Annotated in this window: 9 protein-coding genes; 3 read left to right on the forward strand and 6 right to left on the reverse strand. The window is 41.4% G+C overall.

From position 1 onward, the window contains the following. Nucleotides 1–59: 59 nt before the first annotated feature. Together PAUR_RS15425 and PAUR_RS15430 are read right to left on the reverse strand one after the other, a co-directional pair. Entirely contained in the window at nucleotides 60–1,784 is a 1,725-nt protein-coding gene (locus PAUR_RS15425; protein WP_192508653.1) for a sodium:solute symporter family protein, read from the reverse strand. Between the two features lie 10 nt (nucleotides 1,785–1,794). Beyond that, nucleotides 1,795–2,058, reverse strand: coding sequence for a DUF4212 domain-containing protein (locus tag PAUR_RS15430; RefSeq protein WP_010362403.1), 264 nt, complete (start codon nucleotides 2,056–2,058; stop codon nucleotides 1,795–1,797). Nucleotides 2,059–2,432: 374 nt separating this feature from the next. Here PAUR_RS15430 and PAUR_RS15435 point away from each other — a divergent pair, with 374 nt between their 5' ends. Further along, nucleotides 2,433–5,870 (forward strand): PAS domain-containing hybrid sensor histidine kinase/response regulator, encoded by a 3,438-nt coding sequence (locus tag PAUR_RS15435; protein WP_192508654.1) that lies wholly within the window; start codon nucleotides 2,433–2,435, stop codon nucleotides 5,868–5,870. Nucleotides 5,871–6,196: 326 nt separating this feature from the next. Next, nucleotides 6,197–7,027 carry a formyltetrahydrofolate deformylase gene (purU, locus tag PAUR_RS15440; protein WP_192508655.1) on the forward strand — a complete coding sequence of 277 codons (831 nt, stop codon included), beginning with the start codon at nucleotides 6,197–6,199 and terminating at the stop codon, nucleotides 7,025–7,027. Between the two features lie 40 nt (nucleotides 7,028–7,067). Here the strand turns inward: purU and PAUR_RS15445 are convergent, their stop codons facing one another. Together PAUR_RS15445 and acs are read right to left on the reverse strand one after the other, a co-directional pair. Continuing rightward, nucleotides 7,068–7,721, reverse strand: a complete 654-nt coding sequence (locus PAUR_RS15445) for a response regulator transcription factor (protein ID WP_192508656.1) — start codon at nucleotides 7,719–7,721, stop codon at nucleotides 7,068–7,070. 92 nt (nucleotides 7,722–7,813) lie between these two features. After that, on the reverse strand, nucleotides 7,814–9,754 hold the full coding sequence (gene acs, locus PAUR_RS15450) for an acetate--CoA ligase (protein WP_192508657.1): 1,941 nt from the start codon (nucleotides 9,752–9,754) through the stop codon (nucleotides 7,814–7,816). A gap of 366 nt (nucleotides 9,755–10,120) precedes the next feature. Here acs and PAUR_RS15455 point away from each other — a divergent pair, with 366 nt between their 5' ends. Then, nucleotides 10,121–11,284 (forward strand): DcaP family trimeric outer membrane transporter, encoded by a 1,164-nt coding sequence (locus PAUR_RS15455; RefSeq protein WP_192508658.1) that lies wholly within the window; start codon nucleotides 10,121–10,123, stop codon nucleotides 11,282–11,284. Between the two features lie 388 nt (nucleotides 11,285–11,672). Here PAUR_RS15455 and recA read toward each other — a convergent pair whose 3' ends face one another. Then, nucleotides 11,673–12,722, reverse strand: a complete 1,050-nt coding sequence (recA, locus tag PAUR_RS15460) for a recombinase RecA (RefSeq protein ID WP_192508659.1) — start codon at nucleotides 12,720–12,722, stop codon at nucleotides 11,673–11,675. A 67-nt stretch (nucleotides 12,723–12,789) separates the two neighbouring features. Then, entirely contained in the window at nucleotides 12,790–13,278 is a 489-nt protein-coding gene (locus PAUR_RS15465) for a CinA family protein (protein ID WP_192508660.1), read from the reverse strand. Nucleotides 13,279–13,280 lie beyond the last annotated feature (2 nt).

Raw genomic sequence — 13,280 nt, forward strand, 5'->3', positions numbered from 1 at the left:
TCACTTTACTAAAAATTGTTGGCCCAGAAGAGACTCTGAGCCAACGGCTTTTTTACTCTTTAATGTACATGCGCCGCGAGAGATCCTTTTGGATTGCGGATGCTCTCCACCATATCTTGCACTTCTTTTGGCGTGTCAGCGGTCAATTTCAATACTACTGCAGCAATTAAGAAGTTAACGGCCATTCCAACAATGCCAATCCCTTCAGGTGAAATACCGAACAGCCAATTTGCCGGTGTATTTAATTCAGGGCTGACAAATTTGAAATAGATGATATAAGCTGCTGTGAAGGTGATCCCTGACACCATACCTGCAATAGCACCCTCTTTATTCATACGTTTAGAAAAAATCCCCATGATAATAGCAGGGAAAAAACTCGCTGCCGCGAGGCCAAATGCAAAGGCAACCACGGATGCGACAAATCCAGGGGGATTAATACCAAAGTATGCTGAAATCACAATAGCAACCATGGCCGCGAGCCGTGCAGCGAGTAATTCTTGTTTATCACTGATATCAGGCTTGAGTGTTCGTTTCAATAAGTCATGAGATACCGACGTAGAGATAACCAATAACAAACCAGCTGTCGTCGATAACGCTGCCGCAATGCCACCTGCCGCCACTAACGCAATAACCCATGCTGGTAAGTCTGCTATTTCAGGGTTTGCCAATACCATAATGTCACGGTCAATTTTTACCTCATTGGCACTATTTGGATCGCTAACTTTACCCGCAGAATAAGACATTTTTCCATCACCATTTTTATCTTCAAACGTGATTAAGCCGGTCCTTTCCCAGTTTTTTACCCATGCAGGAGCTTCGCTATACAGCGTGCCACTACCATCTTTGCCATTAATGGTATCAACCATATTTACTCGAGCGAATGATGCAACAGCAGGTGCCGTCGTATAAACAATGGCGATAAAAACCAATGTCCAAGCAGCTGAAATACGCGTATCTTTCACTCTTGGAACCGTAAAAAATCGAACAATAACATGAGGTAAACCCGCTGTACCAACCATTAAAGCAGCTGTAATAGCGAATACATCTATCATACTTTTGGAACCTTCAGTATATTGTGCAAACCCCAATTCAGCACTTAGTCCATCGAGCTTATCTAATACATACATACCGGAGCCATCAGCCAATGTTGCTCCAAACCCTGTTTGTGGTAGGAAATGTCCAGTCATCATCAAAGAGATAAAAATTGCGGGTACCAAATATGCGAATACCAATACGCAATATTGTGCAACCTGCGTGTAAGTGATCCCCTTCATACCCCCTAGTACCGCATAAAAGAACACAATGACCATACCGATATAAACGCCGGTTTCAATATCAACTTCTAAGAATCTTGAAAACACGACGCCGACACCTCTCATTTGCCCTGCGATATACGTAAAGCAAATAAAGATAGCACATAGAATAGCGACAATTCGTGCTACTTGTGAGTAATAACGGTCACCGATGAAGTCTGGTACAGTGAACTTGCCAAACTTTCTCAAATAAGGTGCCAAACACAAGGCTAACAACACATAACCCCCCGTCCAGCCCATTAGATATACCCCACCATCATATCCAGCAAAAGAAATGATCCCAGCCATGGAAATAAATGATGCTGCACTCATCCAGTCCGCAGCAGTTGCCATACCATTGGCAAATGGTGGCACGCCTCCGCCCGCCACATAAAATTCATTCGTTGAGCCTGCACGAGCCCAAATTGCAATACCGATATAAAGCGCAAAGCTCAAACCGACAATAATAAATGTGAGATTTTGTACGTCCATCTTCTTGCTCCTATTCGTCTACGCCATACTTTTTATCAAGCGAATTCATTTTGAATACGTAGACAAAAATCAGAGCGACAAAGGTGTAAATAGCGCCCTGTTGTGAAAACCAAAAACCCAATTTAAACCCAAAAAAACGGACTTCATTTAGTACGTCAACCAGTAAGATGCCAAAACCAAATGACACTACAAACCAGATTGCCAATAACTTAAACATTAGCGCGAGGTTTTCTGACCAGTATGCTTTTGCTTGTTCTTCGTCTTTAAAAGCCATTTGTATCCCCTTTCACTTCTTCACAGCCAGGCTGTATTGGTGTTAATTGTCACTATTTACCTTAGCAACGTCACTGCAATATGAAATTGAGACCTTAGTCGTAACGCAAGCCTTACGTTTACGTAAACTGTAAGGCAATCAGCTTTATCTATTAATAAAGTTAATAAATAACATAAACTTACAATGAATGACGAAAAAATCACATTGATGAACTAATCACAACATTGGTTATAAGACATTAGTCTAAAATATCGTCCTAAAATGCCACATAGCCTTATAAAACAAAAAGTTAAATATAGTTGTCGTGAATGAGATTGCAGACATAATTTGCTTATGTGATAAGCTAAAAATACCTTCATAGAATAAGAATAGCCATGACAGCAGCTTTAACATTGGTAGCACTTTGCTACATAGGTGCCCTATTTTGGATTGCAAACTGGGGTGATAAAACGACTCCGCGTGCATTAAAGATTAGCCACCACCCATTTGTATATGCGCTATCATTAGGAATTTATTGTACTTCATGGACTTATTACGGTTCGGTAGGTACTGCCGCAGCTAGTAGTTGGCATTATTTACCCATTTTGTTGGGCCCTGCATTATTATTTTTATTCGCCCACGGTTTTTTGCGAAAGCTGGTGTTGGTGAGCAAAAAACAAAATATTACCACAATTGCTGACTTCATTTCCGCTCGCTACGGCAAACGCCAAAGCACTGCCGTACTCGTAACCCTCATTGCTTTATTAGCGACGATCCCCTACATAGCCTTACAATTAAAGGCACTCAGCAGTAGTTTTTTATTGTTACAGCAAGGTGAAAAAATCTCTGGCACAATTCTAGCGTTAAGTGGCACCTTAATTATGGCCTTATTTGCAATATTTTTTGGAACGCGAAAGGTTGATGTCACAGAATATCGCTCTGGTTTAATGCTGGCAGTCGCGTTTGAATCTTTAATCAAACTCATTGCATTGGCGGCTGTCGCAGTATTGGCGTTTGTCACATTATACAAACAACCCAATACACTTTCCTCTTTGTTGATACATTGGCAAAACTTTGATTTGGTGAATTTTAACTTCATCGGTCAAACTTTGATGGCCGCGGCTGCCATTATTTGTTTGCCCCGTCAATTCCACGTCACCGTCGTTGACAACCAAGATCGTCGTCATTTACATACTGCTCGTTGGGCATTCCCTTTATACCTTATGCTTACAGCTGCCATGATCATTCCCATCGCAACAGCCGCCATACACCCTCAAATAGGCGTAGGCGTCGCTGCTGATAGTTTCGTATTGGCACTTCCTTTAATGCAAGGACATCCCATTATTACCACCTTTGTATTCATTGGTGGCTTATCTGCGGCAACAGCCATGATTGTTGTTGCAACACTGACACTCAGTACCATGCTGTCCAATGACGTCGTTTTACCACTTCTATTAAAACGTAAATTTAAGCTCAATACGCTAACCAAAAACTATAAGTCACAAATTCTACTTATTCGCCGATTTATCATCGCAGCTATCTTGCTGCTTGCCTATTTGTACCAACAGTGGTTTGGCCATGGAGAAGCACTTGCCAGTATGGGACTCGTTGCCTTTTCCTTAGTGACTCAATTACTACCCGCTATTATTTTCGGTTTGTATTGGCGTAAAGGTCATGCTTATGGTGTCTACGCAGGTTTATTTGCTGGATTCATTTGCTGGGTATTATTTTTAATGTTGCCAGTACTGGATGCTGGTGCAGTAATGAGTTATGACTTTCGTCAAAGTGTTATCACTCAGGGGACACTTATCGCTCTATTTGCAAACATTTTTTGCTACGTGAGCTTTTCTTTAGCTGCGCATGAACGTTTAATCGATAAAATTCAAGCTGCAGCATTTGTTAATCCAAAAGAACAAGCCACACTGGCTAAACGCTTAAATAAAAATGTCAAAGCGACCATCTATGATTTTAAAGTACTATTACAAACCTTTCTAGGTGTCCAACGTTCAAACCAACTGCTAAGCCATTACATGCTTAGTCATGATATTGATGATAACAATGCCCATCCCCCTCCCGAATTTATCGCGTATTGTGAACGTTCGCTAACCGGTGTACTGGGTGCATCATCAGCACAAGCACTCATACACACCGTCGCTTCAGGAAAGCAAATGGCATTCGAAGAAGTGGTCAATTTCTTTGACGAGACGACGCAAGCTTTACAGTTTAACCAAAATCTGCTCTTCACCTCACTAGAAAATCTCAGCCACGGTATTTCCGTAGTAGACAAAGAACTCAAACTCGTTGCTTGGAATAAACGCTATAGTGAAATGTTTGATTATCCTGAAAGCTTTCTAGAGGTTGGGCTACCGATTGAGCAAGTTATCCGATTTAATGCCAAACGCGGAGAATGTGGCCCAGGTGAAATAGAGCGCCAAGTAGAGAAACGAGTTCAACACTTGCGCAATGGGACTTCACATCACTTCATCCGTCACCGCCAAGATGGCCAAGTATATGAGATGATTGGTAATCCGTTACCAGAAGGCGGATTTGTTACCAGCTTTTCTGATATCACAATGCACATAGCCACCCAAAATGCGTTAGAAGAAATCAATATGGATCTCGAAAATAGAATTGAAGCACGCACCCAAGAGATCAGAACAATCAATACTGATTTAGAAGCACAAATTGCCAGCCGGATAGAAACCGAGCATGCGCTGATGGGCGCAAAAAAAGAAGCCGAACGTGCAAATGATAGTAAAACCCGCTTTCTAGCACTTGCCAGTCATGATATTTTGCAGCCCCTCAATGCTGCAAGACTCTATCTAGCAGCCATAAATGCGCACACCTTAACACCCCACGATCAAGGAAACTTTAATAAACTCGGAGACAGCCTAGATTCTACAGTCCACCTAATGTCTGCCTTGCTTGATATTGCTAAGCTGGAACAAGGTGCGATGAAACCCTCTCCAAGACACTTTGATATTGGAGATATTCTCACGCCGCTTGCAAATGAATATGCCATGCTATCCAAAGAAAAAGGTTTACAGCTCAAAGTACACAGCGCACATCATATTGTACATAGCGACACCACTTATTTACGCCGAATTATTCAAAACCTAGTCTCTAATGCAGTTAAATATACCGCTTCAGGCAAAGTATTGATTGCTTGTCGCTCTCGTAAACATAGCCTGCGATTAGAAGTCTGGGATACAGGCCCAGGCATAAATAAATTGGAACTTAACAAAATTTTTAATGATTTTTATCGAATACAAAACCACGATAATAAAGGAGTAGGATTGGGACTTGGTGTGGTAAAGCGACTATGTGATCTACTTTGTATTACCCTTCAAGTTCACTCAATTCCTGGTACTGGAAGCCGTTTTAGCATTGAAGTGCCCTATGGCGATGAATTACTCTCACCTCAGCGCCAAGAACTAGGTTCACTATTACAACATAATCATAGTAACCAGCACCCATTCTCTGTCATTGCAGTAGACGATGATCCTAACAATCTAGCCGCGATGGCAAGTCTCTTAAAGAAATGGCAAGTTCACTACCAGCTCTTTGAGCAAGTTAATGACGTTTTACTTTTTGCAAAAGAGCATAAAGCACCTGACATGATATTAATGGACTACCAGCTGGGCGTTGAATGTGACGGTATTACACTTATTAAAACTTTACGGGAAATTTGGCAACACCGTGTACCGGCAATATTAATTACAGCAATGCGCGATGTAGAGCTAAAAGCACAAGTCAAAGCGCTTAATATCCATTATTTGTCAAAACCGATTAAGCCTGCAAAACTGAAAGCGTTATTAAACCATCGTCGTTAATGACTGATATCCATGACGCAAAACATAGAATAAAAGGTGAATGAAAGGTTTTTTGGTTGAAATAATTATTCTATATTAACCTCAGGTTTGGATAAGGGTTTTGGAATAGAAAATGTTTTGTAAACAAGCTTACGTACAATCAAATGATGATATTTTGTTCAATATCAAGGCGCTTTTATGCGGTAATAGCGGGCTATTACAAATGAAAGCAACGCCGAGAGTGAGAAAAATAGCTTTATTGGGCAAATTCGCTTATCCAGAGCTGAGGTTATATTAGCTTGCTGATTTTAAAAACATACACACACATCATATAGGAATGAGGATTGATGAATTATATATTAACCACACAATGTACGGATGATGTCGGCTTAATCGCCAAAATCACCAACTTATGTTTTGAGCACAACCTAAACATTACGCGTAACAACGAATTCGTAGATAAAGCCGGGGCTCGCTTTTTTATGCGCACTGAATTAACAGGGCAACCCAGTGATAACTTCCTAAATCAATTACGTCAACAGCTACCCAATGGCGCTGATGTTGCTTTACATAATAATGAAAAAACCAAATTAGTGTTACTCGCGACCAAAGAAGCGCATTGCTTAGGAGGTGCGCTGCTTAAACAGTTCGAGCAAGCGTTAAATATTGAAATATTAGCGGTTGTTGCTAACTACCCAGATTTGGAACCTCTCGTTAAAGGCTTCGGTGTACCATTTCATTGCGTATCTCATGACGGCCTCTCCAGAGAGCAACATGATAAAGTCACTGGTGATTTGGTTGCGAGCTATCACCCTGATCTTATTGGATTAGCCAAATACATGCGCATCTTGAGTCCCGATTTTGTAGCACGCTTTAACAAAAAAATAATTAATATTCATCATTCATTTTTACCGGCTTTTATTGGCGCGAAACCTTACCACCAAGCATTTGAACGCGGCGTAAAAATAATCGGTGCAACAGCACACTTTGTTAATGATGAACTCGATGAAGGGCCAATTATTGTGCAAAATGTAACACAAGTAAGTCATGCAGATACCGCACAAGCCATGGCTAAAATGGGCAGAGATGTTGAGAAAACGGTGTTCTGTAAAGCGTTGCAATTAGCATCAGAACACAAAGTTTTCATTAACGGCAATAAAACCGTCGTTTTTAACTAATTATGGCAGGAGTGATACTGAGCTCATTCCTGATTTCGCATTAAGCTAACGCTTCAACTGGTTCCAATTGCAATTTCGATGCAATGAGCACAGCCTGAGTACGATTATATACCCCTAACTTTCGAAATATTGCCGTTATATGCGCTTTCACTGTCGCCTCTGATATATGTAATTCAAAAGCAATTTGTTTATTCAATAAACCTTCATGTAAATATCGTAGCACTTTATATTGTTGAGGTGTCAATGAGGCGACCTGCTGTGCCACTTCTTGCTCTTCGCTTTTTAGACCCGCAACTTTGTCTTTAATGGCCTCGGGTAGCCAGCTGTCTCCTTCCAGCACTTGCTTTATCGCACTGGCAATATCCTGTGAAGATGATGCTTTAGGAATAAACCCCATAGCGCCATAACCCATTACCTTAGAAATAATTGCCAAATCTTCACTGCCTGAAATAACCACAACAGGCAAGCTTGGGTAATCTTCTCTAATTCGGATCAAACCATACAAATCACCACTGCCTGGCATATGTAAATCTAGCAGTAATAAATCTAGCTCCTCTTGCACAGAAAGAACCGATAAAGTTGTTTCAAAGTTTTCAGATTCAAAAACTTCCAACCCTTCAAATTGAGTTTGAAGCGCACCTTTCAAAGCCTCCCGAAATAAGGGGTGGTCATCTGCGATTAAAAATTGATTCATGTTTTACTCCTAAAAATTCGGCTGTCACCTTAAAGAGGACAGCCGATATAGTACGTTTAGAATCCAATGAAATTCAAGTTTTTAACGCATTATTAACGATTTAACCTGTTTTCGATGAGTTCCTCTACTACACTCGGATCAGCAAGTGTAGACGTATCCCCTAACTGTTGATATTCATTTGCTGCTATTTTCCGTAAAATTCGGCGCATAATTTTACCGGAACGTGTTTTTGGTAGCCCAGGTGACCATTGGATCATATCTGGCGACGCGATAGGGCTTAACTCCTTACGCACCCAATTTCTAACCTCTTTGGTTAACGCCTCATTAATTTCTATTCCTTCATTTGGCGTCACATAAACGTAAATACCCTGACCTTTAATTTCATGTGGATAGCCAACAACTGCGGCCTCAGCAACAGCTTCATGTGCTACCAGTGCACTTTCTATTTCTGCAGTTCCTAAGCGATGACCAGATACATTAAGCACATCATCCACACGTCCTGTGATCCAGTAGTAACCATCTTCATCGCGGCGGCAACCATCACCTGTAAAATAAACCCCCGGATAAGCCGAAAAATAGGTTTGCTCAAAACGCTCATGATCGCCATAAACCGTTCGAGCTTGCGACGGCCAAGAGTCTAAAATAACTAAATTACCATCCGTTGCCCCACCTAACGTATCACCTTGCGCATCAAATAATGCAGGTGCAATACCGAAAAATGGTCGAGTTGCAGATCCTGGCTTCATATCTGTCGCGCCAGGCAGTGGTGTGATCATGATGCCACCCGTTTCGGTTTGCCACCAAGTATCAACAATTGGGCACTGGCTGTTACCGATACTTTCATAATACCAAGTCCATGCTTCAGGGTTAATTGGCTCACCTACAGAACCTAAAACTCGCAAGCTGGAGCGCTGCGAAGTGGCTGTGGGTTCATCTCCTTTGGCCATGAGCGCACGGATCGCGGTGGGTGCTGTATATAAAATTGTCACATTATGTTTATCTACAATTTCTCCCATACGACCTGCTGTTGGATATGTTGGCACCCCCTCAAACACAACCTGTGTACACCCATTAATCAAAGGTCCATATGCAATGTAACTGTGTCCGGTGATCCAACCAACATCAGCGCTACACCAGTAAACATCATCTTCTTTTAAATCAAAAACGTATTCATGTGTCATTGAAGAATAAACCAAGTACCCTCCAGTCGTATGGACAACCCCTTTCGGCTGGCCTGTTGACCCAGATGTGTAAAGTATAAAAAGAGGGTCTTCTGCATTCATTGGAGTTGGCTCACAACTAGCGGGCAGATCAGCCACTAGATCATGCCACCACACATCATGTGCATGCCATTCAACTTCACCTGCTGTAAGCTGATGTACGATCACGTGCTCGACGCTTGTCACCCCTTCTTGTGCAACAGCTTCATCCACGTTGGCTTTAAGTGGCACTGCATTACCACCACGACGACCTTCATCTGATGTAATGACAATCTTAGCGCCCGAATCTTTAATTCTGTCAGCAATTGCAGAAGGAGAGAAACCACCAAATACAACAGAATGCACCGCGCCAACTCGTGCACATGCTTGCATTGCATAAACAGCCTGAGGTGTCATAGGCATATAGATAGCGACACGGTCACCCTTTTCAACGCCTAACTTCTTCAAACCATTTGCCAATTTAGCAACTTCATCATGAAGTTGCTGATACGTTATATTTTCACCATCATCAGGATTGTCACCTTCCCAAATCAAGGCGATTTTATCAGCCTTATCTTCCAAATGACGATCTATACAATTGAAAGATGCATTTAATTCCCCATCTTCAAACCATTTAATCGCAATATGTCCCTTATCAAATGAGGTGTTCTTTACTTTAGAATAGGGTTTAGACCAGTCTAATCTCTGCCCATGCTCAGCCCAAAAACTTTGCGGATCATCAATCGATTTCTGATACATTTCATTGTATTGATCATTATCAATAAGTGCGGCGTTCTTGATTGATTCAGGAACAGGATAAATGCTCTGTGACATAGTCATCTCCAAGGTAAATTACTTGCCAAACGGCTTTCATCAAGGATCACTCAGCAGCGCACAGGAGAGTATTAGACCTTAGTTGTATATGAAGTGAGTTTTTTAACAACTTCACCGCTCTACACGTTTTACTATTTCAAACATCATAATAATGCGAATTACACGACAATATTGATAAATCACATAATTTTATATGATATCCATCGTCCCTTAAATGGGTATAATCCACTTCAACTCAACCTTGCCACCTTAGTCTAATAGACCAATAGATAATTGAGTAAAGCGCATGGTTCATCAAAAGTGATGATGAACCGTTACTATATTAAGCGTCGTTGTCTACCAGCGTGGCTATAAGGAACAATCATTATGACAATAAAAAATTTAACAATAAAAACCCTTACAGCGTTCGCTGTTTCTAGTGCATTGAGTGCACCGGTTTATGCGGCAGCCATTGGAGATACCACTGTCAATTATGGCGGATATGTAAAGTTAGATGCCATATGGAGTGACTTTTCTGATGGCACATTACCTAGTGCACACATAGGAAGAGATTTTTACGTGCCTGGTACAACCCCCGTGTCAGCAACACACTCTGAAGATGCCGTATTCGATATGCATGCTCGTCAATCTAGATTCAACTTTGGTACAGCAACAAAGCTTACTGATGGGAGTGAGATAAAAACTAAAATCGAATTAGATTTTATTGTTTCAACTGGCGGTAATGAACGCGTGAGTAATTCCTACTCACCACGTTTAAGGCAAGCTTTCGTAACATACAAAGGCTGGCTATTTGGTCAAGCATGGTCAAACTTCCAAAATGTGGGCGCATTACCTGAAACGCTCGACTTTGTCGGCCCAGGAGAAGGAACTGTATTCGTACGCCAAGCAATGGCGAAGTACTCGGTCGGTAATTGGTCTTTTTCAGCAGAAAACCCCGAAAGCACCATCACTACTGCGGACAAAGGAAGAGTTGTTACCGATGATGCGAGTATGCCCGATTTTACAGCTAGGTATAACCATCAAGCAGATTGGGGAAATATTGTTATCAGTGCCCTAGCTCGCCAACTTACTTACAAGATAGGCGAGGCTGACGAAAGTGAAACTTCGCTCGGCGTTAGTGCATCCGGTCGAGTTAATTTAGGTAAAAACAATATCAAATTCATGATCACACAAGGTAAGGGGCTTGGCCGGTATGTTGGGCTAAACGTTGCCAATGGTGCGGTGTATGATGGCACAAATTTACACGCCATTGACTCAACCTCTGGCTTCATTAGTTATCAGCATCATTGGAATACACAATTACGTTCTACTTTTTTATATTCGTTCTTTTCTGCTGACAATGAAACAAGCTTACTGACAATCACTGGCGACCCGACCGAATCGAGCATGAGCTACAGTGCAAACCTCCTTTATTCTCCAGTAAAAAAACTCACATTTGGTGCTGAATATAAAGTCGGTACTCGAGAAACACAAAGTGGCTTAGACGGTGATATCAACCGTTTACAACTTTCCGCGAAATATGCCTTCTAAATATTAAACATCTTCCAACACTGATATAGGTGTCTTATTACATACCTATATCAGTAACCACTTCAAGCGGCAATTTTGTCGCTTTTTTATTAACCAACGATTGCACTTGTACTATTTAACCTCAGCTCTGGATATGCGAATTTGCCCAATAAAGCTATTTTTCTCACTCTCGGCGTTGCTTTCATTTGTAATAGCCCGCTATTACTGCATAAAAGCGCCTTGATATTGAACAAAATATCATCATTGAATTGTACGTAAGTTCGTTTACAAAGCCTTTTCTATTCCAAAACCCTGGCCCAAATCTGAGGTTATTTAAATAACACTTTGATGCTATTCACCCACAAAAAAACCCAGTATTTACTGGGTTTTTAGTTATCGCTCGCGATTTTTATGCTTCGGCGTCTGCCGCAGCTAGGCCTTGATCTTCACCATCTTCAGGAGTTATTGTTGCTTGCAGCAATAACATTTCACGTAACTTATTCTCAATTTCATTCGCAATTTCTGGGTTTTCTTTCAAAAATTTAATTGAGTTAGATTTACCCTGACCAACTTTGCTGCCTTTATAGCTATACCAAGCACCTGCCTTCTCGACAAGCTTATGCTTAACGCCAAGGTCAATTAACTCTCCATGCTTAGAAATACCTTGGCCGTACATAATAATAAACTCAGCTTGTTTGAAAGGTGGCGCCACTTTGTTTTTAACAACTTTCACACGAGTTTCGTTACCAACAACCTCATCACCATCTTTTACTGAGCCAATACGACGAATATCAATACGTACTGAAGAGTAAAACTTTAACGCATTACCACCTGTAGTTGTTTCAGGGTTACCGAACATAACACCAATTTTCATACGTATTTGGTTAATGAAAATACATAACGTATTTGAGCGCTTAATATTACCTGTTAATTTACGCAAAGCCTGAGACATCAAACGCGCTTGTAAACCAACATGGTGATCACCCATATCGCCTTCAATTTCTGCTTTTGGCGTTAAGGCTGCTACGGAGTCGACAATTACCACATCAACAGCACCTGAGCGTACAAGCATATCGCAAATTTCTAAAGCCTGTTCACCAGTATCAGGTTGAGATACGAGTAGTTCGTCCACATTTACACCTAACTTCTCTGCGTAGACTGGATCAAGCGCATGTTCAGCATCAACAAAGGCACAAGTCTTGCCTTTCTTTTGTGCTTCCGCGATAACTTGCAATGTTAGGGTTGTTTTACCAGATGACTCAGGACCATAAATCTCCACTATTCGCCCTGTTGGTAAACCGCCTATACCCAACGCAATATCAATTCCAAGTGAGCCTGTTGAGATAGCTTCAATATCTAAAGCCTGGCTATCACCCAACTTCATAATCGAACCTTTACCAAATTGACGTTCAATTTGTGACAATGCAGCATCTAGCGCTTTTTGTTTGTTATCGTTCATTTGCTTCTCCAATCTTGCGTGATGCGAGTAAGTATACTGTATGGAATCACAGTATCAAGCATATTTTTTACTTTAATTCATTTATTATAATATTCAGCGCAAAAGCAATAACTTGCATCCTAACCTGAGCTCTATTACCTGAAAAAATTTGTTTTTTGCTCTGTAATTTCCCGTTTATTACCACGCCAAACCAAACTAATCCAACCGGTTTTTCTTCACTTCCTCCCCCAGGCCCTGCAACCCCTGAAACCGCCACTGCAACATCTGCATTTGCTTGTGTCGCTGCTCCAAAAGCCATTTCCTGTACCGTTTGCTCACTCACAGCACCATATTGAGCTAACGTCTGATCAGATACACCCAATAATTCCTGCTTCGCACTGTTGCTATAAGTAACAAAACAACGGTCAACATAAACAGAGCTGCCTGGCGTGTCAGTCAACGCATAGCTAATTCCCCCTCCAGTACATGATTCAGCAGTAGTGATTGTCTGACGTTTATCCGTTAAAATAGCGCCCAATTGTGCTGCGAGAGTTGTGATCTCTTGTTGTAGCTCCATAT

Source organism: Pseudoalteromonas aurantia 208, from assembly GCF_014858725.1.
Classification (GTDB): domain Bacteria; phylum Pseudomonadota; class Gammaproteobacteria; order Enterobacterales; family Alteromonadaceae; genus Pseudoalteromonas; species Pseudoalteromonas aurantia.